A 19,987-nucleotide genomic window follows, 5' to 3' on the forward strand; every position below is an offset into this window, starting at 1 on the left:
CTATATTCTAGCAAACTTATTCTGCTTTGTCAACCACTTTTTTTAAGTTGTTAACTACGCGCTACTAGAAACTGCTCTCTCGAGACAACTTATTTAGTTTACTACATCATCTCTTACTTTGTCAACTCTTTTTTCATACTTTTTCTACATTTTTCTGAAAATGTAGATCGGGCGCAAGAAAAAAAGAGGTGAAACCTCTTTTTACTTCTTAGTAACTACTACAAATCTATTAGGATCGTTACCTTCAGAATAACTTTCAACACCCTCTATAGTTGCAATTGTTTTATGAACAGTTTTTCGCTCACTGTTACTCATAGGATCCATATGGTAAGGTTCATTTGTCTCTAAAACACGTCTAGCTATTTTTTTAGAAAAATCAATTAAAGTTTCTGTACGATGCTCAACGTAGTCATGGACATTAATGGATACTGAAAAACTCTTAGAAAAGCGGTCATGAAGATAATTTTGTGCTAACAACTGCAACGATTTTAATACTTTCCCATGATAACCAATGATGCGCCCAGCTTCTGGCGTTTCTATTTGGAGACTTATTTGTCGCTTACTTGTCGTAGTTTCTATTGTTGCATCTAAATCCATCTCATAGATGATATTTTCAACGTATTTAGTCACCTGAGCAGCTGCTACTTCAATATTAGGAAGTAGGTCAATTTTTTCAATAGCTTCACTTGTAGTTACAACGTTTTTATCATCAATTTTTGGAAGTTCTGGTTGTGATACGTCTTCTTTTTCAAGCGTTTCATCAACCTCCTCTATATATTCTTCCACCACATCTACGCTAGACGGTACATTCTTAATATTTTTTAACACTACCGATTCATTAATATCAGTTACTTCGTCGGTGATACCTTCTATTTCAACTTTTGCTGGCTTTTTACCAAAGCCCAAAAAACCTTTTTTCTCACGTGATACAACTTTTATATGTGCCCTCAATCGTGAAATGTTTAACTCTTGTAGTCCTTTTTCAATAGCTTCTTCTACAGTCGCTCCTGTAAATAATACCATGTTTTTCCTACTTTCTTTTCTTACTTGCTTTTCTCTTAGCACGTTTAACTCTTTGTTCTTTTTCGTGTGCCACTCTTACTGCTTCTTCTCGAACCTTTATAATCTTGTATGGGTTGTTCAATAATAGAATTTGAAATACTTGAAAAGCATTAGACACCGTCCAGTATAAAACAACACCACTAGCAAAGTTAAAACTTGTTACCAATATGATAAACGGCATAACATAAGTCATAAGAGTTAAAGCAATATTTTTTTCAACAGCTGCTTTGTTAGTTAACCAAGTTGATAAAAAGGTAAATAAGGCCGCCAGTACAGGTAAAATATAATATGGGTCCGGCTGTGATAATTCTAGGCTCAAAAATGTTCCTACTTTTAAGAAAGAAACCCTAGTCAAAGCTTGGAAAAGAGCCCATAGGACAGGTAACTGAATTAGAAGAGGTAATACACTTGCATATGGGTTAACTCCCTCAGCTTTATACATAGATTGCATTTCATCATTTAGCTTTAAACGGCTATCAGGATCTTTCCCTGGATATTTTTTTTGTAATTCCTTGAGCCTTGGCTGAATTTCCTGCATCTTTTGGCTGGATTTCATTTGCATATTATAAAGCGGCATCATAATCGCTCTGATTATTAGGGTGAATAAGATTATTCCCAAACCAATTGAATGGTTAAAGGAGAGCCATTGTATTGATTTAGCAAATGCATAAACTATTTGCTCCCATAATGTGGCTGAATGACTAGATACTTCTCCTCGTCCGCAAGCAACCAATAAAGAACCTGTCAGCAATATTAAGCTAAATGTTTTAAGTTTTTTCTTCAATTTTATACCTTTCTAGATGAGTCCTGCTATTTTTAAAACGTGTATAAGATTTTTTTCTAATGCTTGATAGTCTAATTCCTCTACACCTTTACGCGCAATCACGACAAAATCATAATCTTGCAGCGCTGTTTTCTGAGAGAGTAAAACATGCCTAATTTTTCTTTTAATAGCGTTACGAACAACAGCATTTCCTAATTTCTTACTAACAGAGATTCCCACACGAAAGTGTTTTTGTTCTTTTTCTAAATAGTAGATAACAAATTTTCGATTAGCAACATTTTTACCTCTGCTGAAAATCATTTGAAAATCCTTATCACTTTTTACCCGATAGGTTTTTTTCAAAATAGTGCTCCATTTATCTAAATTGGTTTTATTATACCATAAATAACCTAAAAGACTCAATTCTTTTCTAATGTTACTATCATCGACAACAGACTAAACAAGACAAAGTGTATTAGAGTATGATATAATGTTAGCGCTATATGCCTTATTATTAGAAAGAAGGAATAAGATGACAAAACAAAAAATTGCCGTTCTTGGACCTGGTTCATGGGGGACTGCTCTTGCACAAGTATTAAATGACAATGGACATGAGGTACGCTTATGGGGGAACGTGGTTGAACAAATAGAAGAGATTAATACTAGCCATACTAATCAACGTTACTTCAAAGATATTACCTTAGATTCCAAAATAAAAGCCTACACTAATCTTGAGGAAGCGATTAATAATGTTGACAGCATTCTATTCGTCGTCCCAACTAAAGTTACAAGACTTGTTGCTAAACAAGTGGCTAATCTTTTAAAGCATAAAGTTGTTATTATGCATGCTTCTAAGGGACTAGAACCTGGCACTCATGAACGACTTTCTACAATTTTAGAAGAAGAAATCTCTGAACAATATCGTAGTGATATCGTTGTTGTTTCAGGTCCCAGTCACGCTGAAGAAGCCATCGTTCGTGATATTACTTTGATTACTGCTGCTTCAAAAGATATTGAAGCAGCTAAGTATGTCCAAAAATTGTTTAGTAATCACTATTTTAGACTTTATACTAACACTGATGTCGTAGGAGTGGAAACAGCTGGTGCTCTAAAAAATATTATTGCTGTTGGTGCTGGAGCACTACACGGTCTTGGTTATGGTGATAATGCTAAAGCAGCTATTATTACGCGTGGTTTAGCTGAGATAACACGCCTTGGTGTACAATTAGGAGCCGACCCTCTCACTTTCAGTGGTTTATCCGGAGTTGGAGATTTAATTGTGACTGGTACATCTGTTCATTCTCGCAACTGGAGAGCGGGAGATGCTTTAGGACGTGGTGAGAAACTTGAAGATATTGAAAAAAATATGGGGATGGTTATTGAAGGTATCTCAACAACTAAGGTTGCTTACGAAATCGCCCAAAACTTAAATGTTTACATGCCCATTACAGAAGCTATTTATAAATCAATATATGAAGGGGCTAATATCAAAGATAGCATTTTAGATATGATGTCCAATGAATTTCGTTCAGAGAATGAATGGCACTAATATCGTTTATATTAATACTATTTAAAGGAGCTATATATGAAAGTCAGAAAAGCAGTTATCCCTGCCGCTGGTTTAGGAACACGTTTTTTACCTGCTACTAAAGCTTTAGCTAAAGAAATGCTTCCAATCGTTGATAAACCAACTATTCAATTTATTGTTGAAGAAGCACTAAAATCTGGAATTGAAGATATTTTAGTTGTAACTGGTAAATCAAAACGTTCTATAGAAGACCACTTTGATTCAAATTTTGAATTAGAATATAACCTAAAAGAGAAAGGGAAAAACGAACTTCTCAAACTTGTTGATGAAACAACTGGCATTCGACTCCATTTTATTCGACAAAGTCATCCTCGTGGGCTTGGAGATGCTGTGCTACAAGCAAAAGCCTTCGTTGGTAATGAACCTTTTGTTGTTATGCTAGGTGATGATCTAATGGATATTACCAATAATAAAGTTATTCCTCTCACCAAACAATTAATTAATGACTTTGAAGCTACTCATGCATCAACAATTGCTGTTATGGAAGTTCCACATGAAGATGTTTCTGCTTATGGTGTTATCGCTCCACAAGGAGAAGGAGTTAATGGTCTATATAGCGTTAACACTTTCGTTGAAAAACCTTCTCCCGAAGAGGCTCCAAGTAATTTGGCAATCATTGGTCGCTACTTGTTAACTCCAGAAATTTTTAATATTTTAGAAACTCAAAAACCTGGTGCAGGAAATGAGATTCAACTAACCGATGCTATCGATACTTTAAATAAAACGCAACGTGTTTTTGCTAGAAAATTTACAGGGGACCGTTATGACGTTGGTGACAAGTTTGGTTTTATGAAAACATCTATTGATTATGCTCTTCAACACCCACAAGTTAAAGATGACTTGAAGAAATATATCATTGATTTAGGAAAATCTCTAGAAAAAACATCTAAGAAGTAAAATATGAGTCAAGTACAATAAAAAAGTTTCCTAAATAGGAAACTTTTTTATTGTACTTGACGAAGAACTTATTGTTCCTCCACACTTCTATCATTTCATAGGAACTTGTATTTTCCCTGAAACAATATCCTCTTTAGCTTTTTTGACAGCAACAGATCCCTCACTAGACAATTGATGCTCTTTAATATCTACACCACTATCCTTTAGACCAAAAACTGTTACTTTCCCTCCTGGATATTGTTTTTTCTCTGTTAATTCTGCTACAGATTGGAGAGATTTCCCCACCTCTTTTATAGTAGATGCCAGAACAAAGTTTGCTTTCTTACCATCTTTTGAAACATAATTGCCTTCTTGACTTTGATCTCTGTCAACACCAATTACCCAGACTTTGTTAGATTCCTTGCGGGTCTCATTTTCAGTTTTAGCCTCACTAAAAATTCCTGCTCCTGTACCACCAGCAGCCTGGTAAATAACATCAACACCTGTTGCATACTGTGTGGCAGCAATCGTTTTACCTTTAGCTGCATCTGTAAATGAGCCTGCATAAGATACCGCAACTTTAATAGCCGGATCAATTGATTTTACTCCAGCCTTAAATCCTGCTTCAAATCGCTTAACAACGACGCCTTCCATCCCTCCGATAAAACCAACTGTTTTTGTCTTAGTTGTCTTAGCTGCAGCAATTCCAGCTAAGTAAGCAGCTTCATTGTCTGCAAAAGTAACACTAGCTACATTTTCTTTACCTTTAATGATATCATCTACAATAACGTATTTAACATCTTTATTATTTTCTGATACTTTTTCAATAGTATCATGAAGACCAAATCCAATACCAAAAATTAAATTATAGCCACTAGAGGCTGCCGTATCAAGGTTATTAGCATGATCTGATTCATTAGATGACTGGAAATAATCAAAGCCATTACCTTTTGTCAACCCCTTCTTTTTTCCCCACTTTTGTAGCCCTTCCCAAGCTGATTGATTAAACGATTTATCGTCTACTCCACCTTGATTAGTTACCATCGCAACTTTGATATCTGATTTATTTGCAGACTTATCTGAACGATTACCACATGCTGTTAATGTTAGTACAGATAAAGATAGTAGAGTTAAGCCAATAATTTTTCTGTTCACCGAGAATGAACCTCCTAATAAGTTATAGTCACATAAAAACAGATTTCTATCATAACATAAAAAAATCATTTAGCAAACTTTATTCTATTTTTCCCAGAGAAAGTTTGGTTTTAGAGACTATAGCCGTAGAATTATACCAACGATAGACCTATTAAGCTGATCGATACAATAATAAATATCATTAAAGCTAAAATACTTTGCCAAGTTTTAAATAATAAAGAACCGTTTTGTTTTGTCAAAAAAATAGCCACCAATACTCCACCAACTAAACCACCAACATGGCCTGCTAAACTCACTCCGGGTGTGAAGATATTAAAAAATAAATTTAACAAGATCATCACTTGATATGATTTTCCAACTTGTTTTAAATAAGGATTTTTTCCAAAATAACCTGCGATTGCTATAGCAGAAAAAACACCAAATAAAGACGTTGAGGCTCCTGCTGCCACCACGTGTGGAGTAAAAAATAGCGTAAAAATATTACCCATTAAGCCAGATAAAATATAGAGAATTAGAAATCTCAAACTTCCCCAAATACTTTCCCCCATTTGTCCTACGAAATATAGAGCTAAACCATTTAATAAAAAATGTTCCCAACCAATATGAACAAAGATAGGACTTATTAGTCTCCATAGATTTGTTGGATATGCTTTTAGATAATCACCTTGTATTCCACCAAATTGAAAAATAACTTGGCTAGACTCTGCTTGACTTCCATAAGTTAGTTGCATCAATAAAAAAACAAGGGTTGTCAGACCGACCAAGAGTACTGTCGTCGGATACTCTTTAGCGAACTTCTTCATAGACATAATACCTCCTTAACCGCTACATCATGCTTCTCTTCTACAAAATCCTGTCTCTGACACCTATAAATAGTACTAATAGTATCACCTTCAAAATCACTCAAATAGCGATCAAAATAACCTGCACCATAACCTATACGAAAACCTTTATTGTTAAAGATAAGTCCGGGCACATGAATTAAGTCTATACTAGCTTTTTCAACAGCTCTATCATTAACAGGTTCTAATAAGCCAAACAGTGTTGCCCTCAAGTTATCTTTTTGATAGTCCACAAAAATCATTTTACCTTTTGGATAAGTTTTGGGAACAAGGACACGTTTGCCATCACATAAAGCTTGTTTAATAAGAAGTTGTGTATTGTATTCGTAGTCAAAAGATAGGTAAGTAGCAATTACACAACTATTTTGATAAGCTTTAGTTTTTATAAAAGCCTCTAAAAGTTTAGAGTCAACTTCTGATTTGTAAGCTTGAGGTTGAGATTTTAAGGTTATCAAAACTTCTTTTCTTAATAATTTCTTTTCCATATATCTATGATACCATTAATATTGACCATTTATACAAAAATAGTATAGGGGAAAATAAAATGATAAAGTATGAATTTTTAAGGTTTATTTAAGGTTTCTACTGTATACTAGCATCATCCTAAAATAAGCGGTTTATCCTAGCCGTTAGGAAAATATTATCCTAAATTATTTTCCTTTTTCATAAATCTCCTGAGAAAAGTTAATAACTTTTCTCAACCCTTTTTCCAACCCACTATCGCTACCAGTGCTAGTGGGTTTTTAGTTATCCTACAACAAAACTAAAAAGTTCCTCTCTTTGAGGAACTTTTTAGTTAGATATTTTTAAAGACGTGCATTCAATTCAGCGCTAAGCTCTTCGAATCCAGGTTTACCTAGAAGAGCAAACATATTACGTTTATATGCTTCTACCCCCGGTTGATCAAATGGATTTACTGAGTTAAGATAACCTGAAAGGCCAATTGCTAACTCAAAGAAGTAAATAGTGTAACCAAGAGTGTAAGCGTCTTGTGTAGGAAGCGTTACAAACATATTTGGAACCCCACCATCTGTATGAGCAAGAAGCACACCATCTGTTGCTTTTTTATTAACAAAATCTACATCTTTTCCTTGAAGATAACCAAGACCATCTAAATCTTCGGTTAATTCAGGAATAGTCACATTTTTACGAGGTTTCTCAACGCGAACAACTGTCTCAAAGAGGTTACGGTAACCTTCTTGAATAAATTGACCAAGTGAGTGAAGATCAGTTGAGAAGTTTGCTGATGTAGGATAGATACCTTTTTGATCTTTACCTTCTGATTCACCTGCTAATTGTTTCCACCATTCACCAAAGTATTGTAATGATGGTTCGTAGTTAGCTAAAATCTCTGTGATATAACCTTTGCGATAAAGAACATTACGAACTGCAGCGTACTGATAAGCAATGTTTTCAGAGATTTTATCTGAAGATAAATCTTTACGAGCAGCATTTGCGCCTTCCATAAGAGCAGTAATATCTGCTCCTGAAGCAGCAATTGGAAGAAGACCTACAGCTGTCAGTACTGAGAAACGACCACCAACATTATCAGGAACTACAAATGTTTCCCAATTGTTAGCATCTGCTTCAACTTTTACGGCACCTTTAACTTTATCAGTTGTAGCGTAGATACGTTTATTAGCTTCTTCTTGACCGTACTTTTTAACTAGAAGTTCTTTAAATACACGGAAAGCAATCGCTGGTTCAGTTGTTGTACCTGATTTTGAAATGACATTTACTGAGAATTCTTTATCTTGGACGTATTCAACTAAATCGGCAAGGTAAGTAGATGAAATAGAATTTCCAGCATAAAGAATCTGAGGCGCTTTACGTTCTTCTGCGGTTTGCAAATTAGCAAAATGATTATTCAAAAAGTCAATTGCTGCTTTTGCACCAAGGTACGAACCACCAATACCAATAACCACGAGTACTTCGCTATCTGATTTAATCTTTTCAGCGGCTTTTTGAATGCGAGAAAATTCTTCTTTGTCATAGTTTTCTGGGAGGTCCATCCATCCGAGAAAATCTGATCCAGGACCAGTCCCTTGACGAAGGAAAGCATCTGCTGCACTTACTTGTGGTTGTAGGTAGTCTAACTCGTGTTCGCCTACAAATTGACCCAAGACTTTTGAATAGTCAAATGTAATATGTGTCATTTTATTTCTCCTAACAATTATGTTTCACTATCATCTTACTCTTTTGTGAGTTTTTTTTCAAGGTTTTTTAACTGTATTTTCATATTTTTTGAAACGCTACCAATTTTTATGAAACTTTCATAATTATTTCCAAAAACACTTTGACTTTTGAAAATAAAAAGAGCACACATTTAGCATCGCTTAGGGCTGCTGGATTCCTCCCCTGACCCACTTCACGAGTAAATGTTGCTCCAAAGATATTATAACAAAACTAATATTTTATTGCAAGCTATCAAATCTTAGTTTTTTCACTTAGTTTAGCTTCTTTCTTGCGTTGTCGTCCTTTTCGAAAGAAATCCTGCATTATTTTAGCGCATTGATCTTCTAAAATGCCGGTTTCAACTTCAACTCTATGATTAAGTCGGCTATCACTTAAAATATCATAGAGACTTCCCGCTGCTCCAAATTTCGTATTCTTAGCGCCATATATAACGTGGGGAATTCTAGCTAAGCCAATAGCTCCACTACACATTACACAAGGTTCTACAGTAACAAATAAAGTAGTATCTAATAAGCGCCAATTCCCTACCTTCTCATTTGCATTGTTAATAGCCATGATTTCAGCATGTAAAATAGCTTTATTAAACTCTTCACGAGCATTATGTCCTCTTCCAATAATATGACCATCTTTTACAATGACACAACCTATAGGAATTTCTTCTTTCTCTAAGGAGGATTTTGCCTCCTTTAGAGCTTCTGTCATAAACCATTCTTTTTCTTCTTGGGTAAATTTCTGCATTATAGTTTTCCTAAGTCCCAAGATTTATGTGGCTGAGCTAAATCAACAGAGATGCCACCTGCATACTTTTCAGACTGTAGTCGAAGTTCTTCCAAATGATTTTCGGGGTTTATTCCTTCTCCCGGAAACTGCGGAACATGTGTTAAAACTAATTTCTTAACTTTAGCGTTATAAGCAATCTCACCTGCTTCTTTACTAGTCAAATGTGCAATATGATTTTCATTTCCCTCGTAAAGATAAACGTCTGCTAAAAATAAATCTGCGCCTTTTGTAAAAGGTACAAGGTCAGCAAAATACCCAGAATCTCCTGTAAAGACTAATACTTGACCAGTTTCTCTTTCTGTAATCCTCATGGCATAGCAGACGACTGGGTGGACTGTTTTGATAAACGTAATATTGAAGGGACCAACTTGCTCAACTCCATTGGTATGATAAGCAATTCCTTGAGCAACGTTAGGTAATGTCAATTTAGAAAACTCATAATCATCCTCATTATGTCCATAAACTGGCAATACTTTGGGTTCCCATTTATCTTTAGGGTATAGCAAACGATAATGATACAACACACCCAAATCTGCTACATGATCTGGATGATAATGACTGATGATAACTGCATCCAAATCCAACGGGCTTATTTCTTTTTCTAACTCATTGATTGAACGACTTCCCGCATCTATTAATAAGTGAAAATTATTTTCTCCAGTTAATAGAAAACTTGTGGTTCCTCCATCTTTATAAGGATAACCACCCCAACAACCTAACGTTGTTAATTTCATGATAATCCCCTCCTTACTGATTTAATGCTATTATACCAAATTTTGTTAAGAATAACTGTTTTAGATTTTATGCACAAAAAAGACTAGTAAATCTAAATTTTTAGATCTACTAGTCCATCTAAAATATAGCAATCTTGATTATTTTTCAGTCAAGAAAAAACTATCTTTATATTTAACAGCAACAACAGCAGCTATAATGGCTTTTATTGTATCTCCTGGGAGAAATACTAAGTTTTGAAGAAGTGATTTATCTAATGGGATGTTCGTATAAGATGCCAGCCAAACTGCTCCTGCTACATCTACAAAAAGGACCCCTGCTAGCCATACAATAAGGAAAATAGCTATAAAATTCTTTTTATTTACTAATTTTACACCATATGAGATAAGCAAAGGAACAAACAACCAAGCAATAACATAACCAGCTGTTGGTCCTGTCAATACAGGTATAGTCGAACGTAAACCTGAGAATACAGGAATAACTAAACCGACAAGAAAGAAGAGCAAAATAGATAAACTCCCTTTTCTTCCGCCCAAAATAACACCAGCCATCATAACCCCTAGGTTTTGTAAGACGATAGGGACCGGAATGAAACCAAGTGGTAGAGCAGGAATGAAACCAAGTACCACCAATAAAGTAGCCATCATAGCCATCTGGATTAGGCTTTTTGTGTGAAACATTAAAAATTACTCCTTCGAAAAATAAATAGAATCATGGCGTTGACAATTTGGATTAAAAAGCATACGACAATAAGGACAAAAACCAGTTTTATACTCTTTTAATGTCAACATCTGACGACAAGAACCGCATAAGACAGGAAACATTTCATCAGATTTTGTTGCTGCAAAACAATGCTCCTCGAGTGCATCATGACATTTATAACAAGCATAATATTTTTGACAAACAGCACATTTTAAAGCGACAATATCCAATTTAGTATGATAGTGGTAACAGCGGCTGCTACTATCAAGACCAATACCAAAGTACTCTTGCATCATGATTCCTCCTATAACATATTATACAAAAGTTTTTCCATTGTCAACTTTTTTTAAAACGAGGTTAACAAACAGATCAAAAAAAGCCCTGTTTTACCAGGAACTTTTTTAAAAATTACGGTTATTCGTGCCATAACCATAGCGCTCCATAAAATCTTGACGGAACTCTAGAAGATTATCATCCATAATAGCTTGTCTGACATCTTTCATAAGATTGACAAGGAAATAAAGATTATGGTAACTAGTCAAACGAATACCAAAAGTTTCATCTGCTTTCAATAAGTGACGGATATAAGCGCGTGTATAATTTTTACAAGTATAGCAATCACAATTTGGATCAAGAGGCGTAAAATCTTCTGCAAATTTAGCATTCTTAACAACTAAACGACCTTGACTTGTCATACATGTCCCATTTCGAGCAATACGAGTAGGTAAGACGCAGTCAAACATATCTACTCCTCGGATAACGGCGTCTATTAAACTATCTGGTGCACCAACTCCCATCAAATAACGAGGCTTATCATTCGGAAGCATTGGAACAGTAAAATCAAGAACTGCATTCATCTCATCATGTGTTTCTCCGACCGCAAGCCCTCCAATTGAATAACCTGGAAAATCCATCGATACTAAATCTCGTGCTGATTGACGACGTAAATCCTCAAACCCTGCCCCTTGAACAATACCAAATAGTCCTTGATCATGAGGACGGCGGTGGGCATTTAATCCACGTTCTGCCCAACGGCTTGTTCGCTCAATTGATTTTTTTACATAATCATAAGGCTGGTAAAATTGTGGACACTCATCAAAACTCATCATAATATCAGAACCAAGGTTATTTTGAATTGAAATAGCTTTTTCTGGTGATAAAAACATTTTCGCACCATTTAAATGGTTTTTAAAGGTTACTCCTTCTTCAGTGATGTTTCGACTATCAGCCAAAGAATAAACCTGAAAGCCTCCACTGTCTGTTAGAATAGCCTGATCCCAGTTCATGAATTTATGTAAACCTCCAGCTTTAGCAATCAATTCATCACCTGGACGTAACCATAAATGGTAGGTATTTGATAGAATAATTCCTGAACCCATTTCTTTTAGTTCTTCAGGAGATTGTGTCTTAACAGTTGCTTGTGTCCCAACAGGCATAAACATTGGTGTCGGAAATGTACCATGTGGTGTGATTATTTCACCAAGTCTGGCTCCTGTGTGTTTTTCCTGTTTAATTAATCGATATTTTATTGGATGATCAGTCATCGTTTTCTCCTTGCTTCCATGAAAAACAGTCATGGGCTTTAGTGCTAATCAATATCTAAATGTAATACTTTGTATTAATTTCTTTTTTAGCCATTAAGATTTTATCAAAAAAATGTACTCTTGTCATGCTCATCTTAAGGAATGTGTTATAATGAAATGAATTGTACTTTTATGTATGGAGGAGATATGACGAATTCAGAAATTAAAAATGAGGCAAAAACTATATTAAGCAATCTTCAAGGTAAGAATCAACTTTTTTTACTCCCGATTCTTCTTAGTATTATTACGTTATATATATCATTTTATTATCAATATAATAATATGACACTACTTGATTTTTTTGTACCTCTTCCAGTTTATTTCTTTTACACACTTTTTATTATTTCAGTCAGTTTTGTAATGTTAGATGTCGTCAAAAATCAGAAACTAAACGTTAGATTCTCGGACAATACTTATGTATTTTCAAGCCATATTTTCTGGAAATTACTCTCAGTACTTGTTCTAAAAGGACTAATTTTATCTTTCTTTTATCTACTAAGTACTTTTGGTCTACTAATCATCATTTCAAGTTTTAGGCTACTTTTGAGTGGTAACCTTATCCTTGCCCCTGTTTTAATAGTTGTTAGTAGCCTAATTACTACTAAGGCAGTTATAAAACTCGTTCAACAATATTACTCCTATAGTATCTCAACTTTAGTATTTTACACTCAATTAGAAAGTGGAAACTATGAGGGACCATCTAAAGTACTAGTTGCTAGTCGAGAACTAATGAATGGTAATAAACTTAGACTCTTCCTTTTAGACTTAAGTTTTATTGGTTGGCATTTCCTTACAATCTTCAGTTTCGGATTAGTCTATATCTATCTCCTTCCTTACCAAACTACTGCGCGCTTAATCTTTTATAGAAACATTACAAAAAATAGCTAGGAATAATTCCTAGCTATTTTTGTAATTTAAGTACTAAAGAGAACTTACTGCCTTTTTGATACTGACTTTCGACCAAAATATCACCATTCAGTTGATGTGCAAGTTGTCGCGCAATATAAAGACCTAGGCCATGTCCTCCTGTCTTCATATTTCGTGAAGATTCTACACGATAAAAACGATTAAAAATAGAAGCAAGATCTTCATCTTTTATCCCATAGCCTTGGTCAATAATATCGATAACGATATCTTGACGATTTGAATAGGCCTTGATAGTCAAGGGACTTCCAGGATCAGAATATTTGACTGCATTGCTAATCAAATTCAATAAAATTCGTGATAATTTATCATATTGACTAGATAATTTCGAAACATCTGGCGCAACATCAATCATTACTTGCCGATTTTCTTTTTCAAACACCAATTGAAATTCAGATAAAATATCAATCAGTAGTTTATCCAGATAAATTGTTTCTTCTTTATGAGGTTCAGCCGTGTCTGACATAGTCTCTAATGTAATAAAACTTAATTCTTCAACTAGATGGTTAAGACGGTTTGTTTGACGAGAAATGGTATTGAGATAATAGTTAACTTCTTCTTCAGATATAATACCATCTAAAATACCTTCTACTGTTGATTGTATAGAGGTAATTGGAGTCTTGATATCATGTGAAAGTTGTGCAATCATCATTGTTTTTTCGCGTTCACTCTCGTTTAGAGATTTAAACGTTGACTCTAACTCTGAAGACATTTGGTTAAAGGCTGTCTCTAAATCCTTGAATTCTTGTGGTGAACAAATTTGTGCTTTTGTATCAAAACGTCTTTGAGAAATATCCTTCATTTTTTGTTTTAACTTTTTCAAAGATGTAAATACACTTGATAATAAGAACAAATTAACTATACCACCTACGATACAGGCAATAATTGTAACTGAAAGGATGTAGTAAACACCTCGAGTCTCAATCAGCATATGATTAAGCCCAAAGAAAACACCTGCTACAGTTATTAACATAGAAATAAGGTAACCAATAACAATATAATATTTTAATTTCATTTTATTCCTCTAATTTATACCCTAATCCCCAAACTGTTTTGATAGTTGGGGTATTGTCTGTACTAAATTTAGCAAGGTCATTGCGTAAGGCATGGATATGAACATTCAAAGTATTAGTGTCATCTAAAAATTCTTCGCCCCAGACACGTTCATAAAGCTCTGTTTTTGAAAAAACACGATTCAAATGATTTGCTAATATCCAAAGCAAGTCAAATGATTTATTGGTTAAGGAAATTGTATTGCAGTCTACCATTACCAAACGTTGTTTTTGGTCGATAACCAAATCACCAATCGTCAATACTTCAGATTGTTGATGATTCCCATAGATACGTCTTAGAATATTTTTAACACGTAAAACTAATTCCCTAGGACTGAAAGGCTTGGAAATAAAGTCATCTGCACCCATACTCAAAGAGTAAATTTTATCTGGTTCAGATACTTTAGCGGTTATAAAGAGAAAAGGTTGGTTGGGTTCTCGAACTAGAACTTCACTAATAAAATCATAGCCATCCATTTTAGGCATCATAATATCACTAATAATTAGGTCAAAACGATTCTCATCTACCTCTTTGAGTGCTTCTATGCCATCCGCAGCTACTGACACTTCATATCCTGCTTGCTCTAGATAACGTCTATTAATATCAATAATTTCAAATTCATCGTCAACTAATAATAATTTTTGTGTCATTCTACTCTCCTAATGAGTCAAAATAGTGCTATACCTCTAGTATAACACTATTTTACCACGATAACCCTCAATAATTTTAAACAAATTTGGTGTTCTGAATTAAATACTATCCCTATCTTTGTTTAGATTTTTTAAGGCCTAGCGCAGTTAGACCTGTCGCAAAGGCTAGACTAAGCATACCTAGCACACCTACATTTTGTTGCTTTGTTTCACCTGTATTAGGTAAATTTTTAGACATCATAGACATTTTTTTACCAGCTTTATCATTTGATTTGGCTTGTGATGACATTTGCATATTAGCTGACATCTTGTTGTTAGACATCATCATACCGGTATTTATTTTAGATGAAGTCATTTCTTTCTTCATAGGCATTGTCATCTTATCTTTTTTCATCATCATTGATGTGCTATTCATATCTTTTTTAGCGACATTAATATGAATCATCACTGTCTTTTGTCCTAAAATAGTATTCATATCAACTTTGCCATCTTTCGTACCATAAATAGTGATAGTTGCTTGATAAGTATGGCTTCCATTTGCCTTAATTTGATCTAAGAGAGCTTGGCCTTTTTTACCGGCTGTATTGCCATTAAGAGAGACTTGGTAGAAGTATTTACCCTTAGTTAAATCTTTTAACGGTAATAATGGACTATTTTTATCAACACCATTGTCTGACCATTTTGCTCCCTCTGAAGCTTTAAGGATTAAACGCGTTAACATGCCGTCTCCACCAAACGCTTCATATGGAATCGTTTGATTTACACCTGCTAGAAATGGGCCATTCCCTTTTGCTGCATTAACATAATGAGCCGGAACGTCTACTGTCTGTTTAAAAGCAGTATCAGTTGATTTCTTTACCTCATCTACACTAGTCGTTTTGGTCATCGCTACAGGTGTCGGCGTTGCCATCATTTTTCTAACAGAGGTAGCCACCATCATAGGTTTGTCACTCGTTTTTTCAACTTTTGCCATATTTTGCATTTTAGGCATTTCTGAACTTGTCTCCATCGTAGTAACTTTTGATAATGCCTTATCAGTACTACTTTCTACATTTGTAGAAGTGTTAGCTGTTGGGGCTGTAATGGTTGTTTTAGGTTGGGACATCTCATCTGCTGAAACAATATGAGATTGCCCTAAAGCAACAATGCTTCCACTAGCAATCATTACAGATGCAGCTCCAACTTTCAATCGGCGAATTGACCATTTATTGTATTGTGATATTTTCATAAGGGATTCCTCTTTCTTTTTGTTAATGAGAGTATACCAACAAAAAATAAATCATTTTTTAAGCAATTATAAATTATTTCTTAATTATTACTTAGTAAAACTTAAACTTTTTCTCTTAGTCTAGAAACAAAAAAAGATTGAACAATTACGTTTCAATCTTTTTTATATTTATCCTTACGCTTCCTCTGACACTCCGGACAGATACCATAAGCTACTAACTGAACTCTAGTCACTTCAAAACCTGTTTGTTGGTGTGCTTCTCTAGAAATATCCAATAAGTCAACATCGACAAAATCAACGATTTTCCCACAATCTTCACAGGCAATGTTTAGGTGCTGATGCCCCATAAAATCATAATAAGTTGTACTATAATTGCAAAGTTTTAGCTCTGTCACAAACCCCTCATCCACAAGGACCTTAAGGTTATTGTAAACTGTTGCCAAGCTCATGTTAGGATATTCTGGTAATAAATCATTGTAAATCTTTTCTGCACTCGGATGCTCACGACTATTAACCATATAGGAAATAATAGCTTTTCGAGTCTCAGTAATTCGAATACGTTTTTCACGGAGATGCTCTAGGACGTTTTCATAAGCATCGAGAGGTCTATGACCATGTGAATGACTGTCCATAGGACTCCTTTCCAGCACGAACTTTAATTTAGCATGGTTATTATAGCATAATTTATATTATTTGCCTATTAAACACGGTAATTAGTTAGTTTCTGAGTGTAATTTTTGGTATTCAACTTTCAGACATTTATTCATGACAATCTGTTTGTGTCCTGCTTGCTTTAGAATTGTCTCTGCTTCTTGACTTTCAAGTCCAAGCTGAGCCCAGAAAATATCAGCGTCTACTTCTAAAAATTCTCTTGCAATATCAGGTAAATACTCGCTACGTCGAAAAATATTAACAATATCAATATGTTCAGTGACATCCTTAAGTGAGGCATATGTCATTTGCCCAAGTATTTTCTGTCCTGCATTTTTAGGATTAACTGGAATAATTTGATAACCTGCTTCTTGCATTATTTTTGATACTTGATAAGCTGCAGTTTCTTGACGGTCTGACAATCCTACAACTGCGATGGTCTTTGCTTTTGTTAAATAATTTTTTAACATAAAATCACTTGGATTTTGAAAATGATAAACCATATTAATGACTCCTTTACGTATGTTGTCCACTACTTCGCTTCATACCAAGTCTCACCTGCGTTCTCATCTGCAATCAAAGGTACCGATAAACTAATTGCTGACTCCATTGTTTTTGTAACCAACTCCTTGATTGCTCCTATCTCCTCGTTAGGGACTTCAAGTACAATTTCATCATGAACTTGCAACAGCATTTTTGATTTATAACCACCTTTATAAAGTACCCTATCTAAATTTATCATTGCAATTTTAAGAATATCAGCTGCACTTCCTTGGATTGGTGAATTGATTGCTGTGCGCTCTGCAAATTGGCGAATGTTAAAATTACGAGAATTAATATCTGGTAGTGAACGACGACGATGGAAAAGTGTTTCAACGTAACCCTTATCTTTTGCTTCACGAACAACTGTTTCCATATAGTTTTTTATTCCAGGATAACGCTCAAAATAGGTGTCAATATATTGCTTCGCTAGTTTACGAGGTATTCCTAAATTATGCGATAGACCAAAATCTGAAATACCATAAACAATTCCAAAGTTAACAGCCTTAGCATTTCGACGATCATTGGGAGTGACATTCTCAGGTTTTTCGATACCAAAAACACGCATAGCTGTTGAAGTATGAATATCTGCTCCCTCTTTAAAGGCAGCGATCAAATGTTCGTCTTTTGAAATATGTGCTAACACGCGCAATTCTATTTGAGAATAATCTGAACTCAATAAAACAGCATTGTCTTCTGATGGAACAAAAGCCTTTCGGATAAGCCGTCCTTGCTCTAGTCTAACTGGTATATTTTGAAGGTTTGGGTCAGAACTTGAAAGACGACCTGTCTGAGTCAAATCTTGAACATAACGTGTATGAATTTTACCATCTTCTAAAATATAATCTTGTAAACCAATAATATAGGTTGATTGCAATTTAGTGATTTGACGGTACTCTAAAATTTTAGTTACAAGAGGAGAAATCGGAGCTAAGCGCTCTAATACATCTACTGCAGTTGAATAACCTGTTTTTGTTTTTTTAGTCATTTCTACAGGAAGACCTAACGTTTCAAACAACAACTTTCCTAACTGTTTTGGAGAATTAATATTAAACTCTTGCCCAGCCAATTCATAGATCTCTTGTGTTAAGGTTTCGATGACTTTTTGATTTTCAATAGCCATTTCATTCAAGGTATTTTTCTTAACCTTAATACCTCGAATTTCCATTTTAGCTAAAACATTCGCTAAAGGTTGCTCCATTTCAAACAGCAATTCTTCTTGCTCATTAGCTTTAAGCTGTTGCATAATATTAGCCTCAGAATCCACTAAAACTTTTACTTTTTTAGCTAGATGCTCAAGAAATCGTGTTTTTTCTGGTATAGCGCGTTTAGCACCTTTCCCATAAACAGCATCATCAGTATCCAGTGGCAGATTTGTATATAACCTAGCAATTGTTGATACTAGATTATCCTCAGTAGTAGACAAAAGGTACTTGGCCAATCTAGTATCAAAGGCTGGCTCTGGTAAATCAATATTAAAACGATTTAAAAGGACCTTACTTCTTTTAAAATCATAAGTTTTGATAGGTTTTGATAAAGCTTTTTTAAATAAAGCTTCTTGCAATAACGATACATCACTAGTAGCGTAGATTGTATCGCTATTTCCCCAAGCTATCCCAATTAAATCTTCTACGTGGTAGTTATCACCTAACATCTCAAAGTAATAAAAATCATTATCGGAGAACATTTCTGGTTTTAATTGCTCCACTTCAGTAAAGTCAACCTCAAAATCTTCCTGACTTGTCTCCTCACCCAGAGCTGCTTTAAACTGTTTAAAATCCATCTCATCATAAAATTGAGACAAGGCTTTTATATCTTGCGGTCCACTATAAAGGATATCTTCTAAGCCGATTGTTATAGGTGATGCTATGTTGATTGTAGCTAGGGTCTTTGATAAGAAAGCTTGCTCCTTATCATTGATAAGGTTTTCTTTCATCTTAGACTGTTTCATAGCCTCAATATTTTCATAGATCCCTTCTAAGGAACCATATTCTGATAGCAACTTCAAGCCAGTTTTTTCACCGATTTTAGTAACCCCAGGAATATTATCTGATTTATCTCCCATCAAAGCTTTTAAATCAATAAATTGACTCGGCGTAATTCCCATTTTTTCCATAAGGTAAGCTGGCGTGAATTCTTCAAACTCAGCAACTCCCTTTTTAGAGATTTCTACTACCGTGTTAGTGTCTGTTAATTGAATTAAATCTTTATCCCCAGAAACCACCGTTATATCAAAATGCTCTTTACTAGCTTCGGCTTGTTTTGCAAGAGTACCAATGATATCATCGGCTTCATAATGTTCCAATTCATAATGTTTGATGCCTAAGACATCTAATTGTTGACGAATATAAGGAAATTGTTCACGAAATTCATCCGGAGTTTTAGCACGCCCACCTTTATAATCTGCATACATTTCCGTACGGAAAGTAGTTTTTCCAGCATCAAAAGCCACTAAAATATGACTAGGCTGGACACGACCTAAAATATGATTCAACATCAAATGGAAACCATATATGGCATTAGTATGAAGTCCAGAATTGTTTTTAAAGCGGTCAATTTGATTATAAAGAGCAAAAAAAGCACGAAAGGCTACAGATGAGCCATCAATTAAAAGTAATTTATTCTTGTTTGTCATAGGTCTATTATAGCATAAGCTATCTGT

The 19,987-nt window shown here is 34.7% G+C and carries 21 protein-coding genes and 1 other RNA gene; 3 read left to right on the forward strand and 19 right to left on the reverse strand.

The features are described 5' to 3' along the window. Nucleotides 1-201: 201 nt before the first annotated feature. The 3 genes from jag to rnpA are packed head-to-tail and all read right to left on the reverse strand — an operon-like array spanning nt 202 to nt 2,188. Nucleotides 202-1,023: an RNA-binding cell elongation regulator Jag/EloR gene (gene jag / locus HMPREF2818_RS00440; protein WP_000242581.1), complete on the reverse strand. Its 822-nt coding sequence runs from the start codon at nt 1,021-1,023 to the stop codon at nt 202-204. 7 nt (nt 1,024-1,030) lie between these two features. Next, a complete protein-coding gene (locus HMPREF2818_RS00445; RefSeq protein ID WP_000727922.1) occupies nt 1,031-1,846 on the reverse strand; it encodes a membrane protein insertase YidC in 816 nt (271 codons plus the stop codon). 12 nt (nt 1,847-1,858) lie between these two features. Next, nucleotides 1,859-2,188: a ribonuclease P protein component gene (gene rnpA, locus HMPREF2818_RS00450; RefSeq protein ID WP_000754611.1), complete on the reverse strand. Its 330-nt coding sequence runs from the start codon at nt 2,186-2,188 to the stop codon at nt 1,859-1,861. 169 nt (nt 2,189-2,357) lie between these two features. Here rnpA and HMPREF2818_RS00455 point away from each other — a divergent pair, with 169 nt between their 5' ends. Then, nucleotides 2,358-3,374 (forward strand): NAD(P)H-dependent glycerol-3-phosphate dehydrogenase, encoded by a 1,017-nt coding sequence (locus tag HMPREF2818_RS00455; RefSeq protein WP_000166109.1) that lies wholly within the window; start codon nt 2,358-2,360, stop codon nt 3,372-3,374. A 36-nt stretch (nt 3,375-3,410) separates the two neighbouring features. Continuing rightward, nucleotides 3,411-4,310: a UTP--glucose-1-phosphate uridylyltransferase GalU gene (galU, locus tag HMPREF2818_RS00460; RefSeq protein ID WP_000868271.1), complete on the forward strand. Its 900-nt coding sequence runs from the start codon at nt 3,411-3,413 to the stop codon at nt 4,308-4,310. Nucleotides 4,311-4,400: 90 nt separating this feature from the next. On the opposite strand, the gene HMPREF2818_RS00465 is transcribed toward galU, so the two are convergent. From HMPREF2818_RS00465 to tgt, 10 genes are all read right to left on the reverse strand, one after another. After that, nucleotides 4,401-5,444, reverse strand: a complete 1,044-nt coding sequence (locus HMPREF2818_RS00465; RefSeq protein WP_001080262.1) for a BMP family lipoprotein — start codon at nt 5,442-5,444, stop codon at nt 4,401-4,403. Between the two features lie 131 nt (nt 5,445-5,575). Beyond that, entirely contained in the window at nt 5,576-6,253 is a 678-nt protein-coding gene (locus tag HMPREF2818_RS00470) for a rhomboid family intramembrane serine protease (protein ID WP_000061937.1), read from the reverse strand. Then, nucleotides 6,244-6,771 carry a 5-formyltetrahydrofolate cyclo-ligase gene (locus HMPREF2818_RS00475; protein ID WP_000412417.1) on the reverse strand — a complete coding sequence of 176 codons (528 nt, stop codon included), beginning with the start codon at nt 6,769-6,771 and terminating at the stop codon, nt 6,244-6,246. The genes HMPREF2818_RS00470 and HMPREF2818_RS00475 overlap by 10 nt, the downstream gene beginning before the upstream one ends. Before the next feature lie 321 nt (nt 6,772-7,092). Further along, nucleotides 7,093-8,442: a glucose-6-phosphate isomerase gene (locus HMPREF2818_RS00480; protein WP_000148892.1), complete on the reverse strand. Its 1,350-nt coding sequence runs from the start codon at nt 8,440-8,442 to the stop codon at nt 7,093-7,095. A gap of 151 nt (nt 8,443-8,593) precedes the next feature. Continuing rightward, an RNA gene (gene ffs / locus HMPREF2818_RS00485) (signal recognition particle sRNA small type) lies at nt 8,594-8,679 on the reverse strand. 34 nt (nt 8,680-8,713) lie between these two features. Continuing rightward, nucleotides 8,714-9,220, reverse strand: a complete 507-nt coding sequence (gene tadA, locus HMPREF2818_RS00490) for a tRNA adenosine(34) deaminase TadA (RefSeq protein WP_001169006.1) — start codon at nt 9,218-9,220, stop codon at nt 8,714-8,716. Then, nucleotides 9,220-9,996, reverse strand: a complete 777-nt coding sequence (locus HMPREF2818_RS00495) for an MBL fold metallo-hydrolase (RefSeq protein WP_000779461.1) — start codon at nt 9,994-9,996, stop codon at nt 9,220-9,222. The genes tadA and HMPREF2818_RS00495 overlap by 1 nt, the downstream gene beginning before the upstream one ends. Before the next feature lie 138 nt (nt 9,997-10,134). Continuing rightward, nucleotides 10,135-10,674 (reverse strand): biotin transporter BioY, encoded by a 540-nt coding sequence (locus tag HMPREF2818_RS00500; RefSeq protein ID WP_000469150.1) that lies wholly within the window; start codon nt 10,672-10,674, stop codon nt 10,135-10,137. A 6-nt stretch (nt 10,675-10,680) separates the two neighbouring features. After that, complete coding sequence (locus HMPREF2818_RS00505) at nt 10,681-10,992, reverse strand: CHY zinc finger protein (RefSeq protein ID WP_000983189.1); 312 nt, start codon at nt 10,990-10,992, stop codon at nt 10,681-10,683. Between the two features lie 105 nt (nt 10,993-11,097). Next, nucleotides 11,098-12,240 carry a tRNA guanosine(34) transglycosylase Tgt gene (tgt, locus tag HMPREF2818_RS00510; RefSeq protein ID WP_000129511.1) on the reverse strand — a complete coding sequence of 381 codons (1,143 nt, stop codon included), beginning with the start codon at nt 12,238-12,240 and terminating at the stop codon, nt 11,098-11,100. 186 nt (nt 12,241-12,426) lie between these two features. Between tgt and HMPREF2818_RS00515 the strand changes: the two genes are divergently transcribed. Next, on the forward strand, nt 12,427-13,167 hold the full coding sequence (locus tag HMPREF2818_RS00515) for a DUF975 family protein (RefSeq protein ID WP_000185053.1): 741 nt from the start codon (nt 12,427-12,429) through the stop codon (nt 13,165-13,167). Nucleotides 13,168-13,180: 13 nt separating this feature from the next. On the opposite strand, the gene HMPREF2818_RS00520 is transcribed toward HMPREF2818_RS00515, so the two are convergent. The 6 genes from HMPREF2818_RS00520 to polA form a co-directional block, all read right to left on the reverse strand. Beyond that, entirely contained in the window at nt 13,181-14,218 is a 1,038-nt protein-coding gene (locus tag HMPREF2818_RS00520; protein ID WP_000770243.1) for a HAMP domain-containing sensor histidine kinase, read from the reverse strand. Nucleotide 14,219: 1 nt separating this feature from the next. Further along, complete coding sequence (locus HMPREF2818_RS00525; RefSeq protein WP_000192298.1) at nt 14,220-14,906, reverse strand: response regulator transcription factor; 687 nt, start codon at nt 14,904-14,906, stop codon at nt 14,220-14,222. Nucleotides 14,907-15,018: 112 nt separating this feature from the next. Further along, the gene (locus HMPREF2818_RS00530; protein WP_001878230.1) at nt 15,019-16,134 is read right to left on the reverse strand and encodes an SSURE domain-containing protein; all 1,116 of its coding nucleotides are present in this window, start codon (nt 16,132-16,134) and stop codon (nt 15,019-15,021) included. A 152-nt stretch (nt 16,135-16,286) separates the two neighbouring features. After that, nucleotides 16,287-16,766, reverse strand: a complete 480-nt coding sequence (perR, locus tag HMPREF2818_RS00535) for a peroxide-responsive transcriptional repressor PerR (protein WP_000377090.1) — start codon at nt 16,764-16,766, stop codon at nt 16,287-16,289. An 81-nt stretch (nt 16,767-16,847) separates the two neighbouring features. Continuing rightward, the gene (locus tag HMPREF2818_RS00540) at nt 16,848-17,288 is read right to left on the reverse strand and encodes a CoA-binding protein (RefSeq protein ID WP_000262488.1); all 441 of its coding nucleotides are present in this window, start codon (nt 17,286-17,288) and stop codon (nt 16,848-16,850) included. Between the two features lie 29 nt (nt 17,289-17,317). Next, nucleotides 17,318-19,960 (reverse strand): DNA polymerase I, encoded by a 2,643-nt coding sequence (polA, locus tag HMPREF2818_RS00545; RefSeq protein WP_000182599.1) that lies wholly within the window; start codon nt 19,958-19,960, stop codon nt 17,318-17,320. Nucleotides 19,961-19,987 lie beyond the last annotated feature (27 nt).

Origin of the sequence: Streptococcus sp. HMSC076H09 (genome assembly GCF_001811765.1) — a bacterium.
Lineage (GTDB): Bacteria > Bacillota > Bacilli > Lactobacillales > Streptococcaceae > Streptococcus > Streptococcus agalactiae.

Bases quoted from the DNA above. Each gene is read 5' to 3' on its own strand.
- jag (WP_000242581.1), bottom strand. From the start codon at position 1,023: ATGGTATTATTTACAGGAGCGACTGTAGAAGAAGCTATTGAAAAAGGA.
- polA (WP_000182599.1), bottom strand. From the start codon at position 19,960: ATGACAAACAAGAATAAATTACTTTTAATTGATGGCTCATCTGTAGCC.
- HMPREF2818_RS00520 (WP_000770243.1), bottom strand. From the start codon at position 14,218: ATGAAATTAAAATATTATATTGTTATTGGTTACCTTATTTCTATGTTA.
- HMPREF2818_RS00515 (WP_000185053.1), top strand. From the start codon at position 12,427: ATGACGAATTCAGAAATTAAAAATGAGGCAAAAACTATATTAAGCAAT.
- galU (WP_000868271.1), top strand. From the start codon at position 3,411: ATGAAAGTCAGAAAAGCAGTTATCCCTGCCGCTGGTTTAGGAACACGT.
- tadA (WP_001169006.1), bottom strand. From the start codon at position 9,220: ATGCAGAAATTTACCCAAGAAGAAAAAGAATGGTTTATGACAGAAGCT.
- HMPREF2818_RS00475 (WP_000412417.1), bottom strand. From the start codon at position 6,771: ATGGAAAAGAAATTATTAAGAAAAGAAGTTTTGATAACCTTAAAATCT.
- HMPREF2818_RS00525 (WP_000192298.1), bottom strand. From the start codon at position 14,906: ATGACACAAAAATTATTATTAGTTGACGATGAATTTGAAATTATTGAT.
- tgt (WP_000129511.1), bottom strand. From the start codon at position 12,240: ATGACTGATCATCCAATAAAATATCGATTAATTAAACAGGAAAAACAC.
- HMPREF2818_RS00455 (WP_000166109.1), top strand. From the start codon at position 2,358: ATGACAAAACAAAAAATTGCCGTTCTTGGACCTGGTTCATGGGGGACT.
- HMPREF2818_RS00500 (WP_000469150.1), bottom strand. From the start codon at position 10,674: ATGTTTCACACAAAAAGCCTAATCCAGATGGCTATGATGGCTACTTTA.
- HMPREF2818_RS00530 (WP_001878230.1), bottom strand. From the start codon at position 16,134: ATGAAAATATCACAATACAATAAATGGTCAATTCGCCGATTGAAAGTT.
- HMPREF2818_RS00480 (WP_000148892.1), bottom strand. From the start codon at position 8,442: ATGACACATATTACATTTGACTATTCAAAAGTCTTGGGTCAATTTGTA.
- perR (WP_000377090.1), bottom strand. From the start codon at position 16,766: ATGGACAGTCATTCACATGGTCATAGACCTCTCGATGCTTATGAAAAC.
- HMPREF2818_RS00540 (WP_000262488.1), bottom strand. From the start codon at position 17,288: ATGGTTTATCATTTTCAAAATCCAAGTGATTTTATGTTAAAAAATTAT.
- HMPREF2818_RS00470 (WP_000061937.1), bottom strand. From the start codon at position 6,253: ATGTCTATGAAGAAGTTCGCTAAAGAGTATCCGACGACAGTACTCTTG.
- HMPREF2818_RS00495 (WP_000779461.1), bottom strand. From the start codon at position 9,996: ATGAAATTAACAACGTTAGGTTGTTGGGGTGGTTATCCTTATAAAGAT.
- HMPREF2818_RS00505 (WP_000983189.1), bottom strand. From the start codon at position 10,992: ATGATGCAAGAGTACTTTGGTATTGGTCTTGATAGTAGCAGCCGCTGT.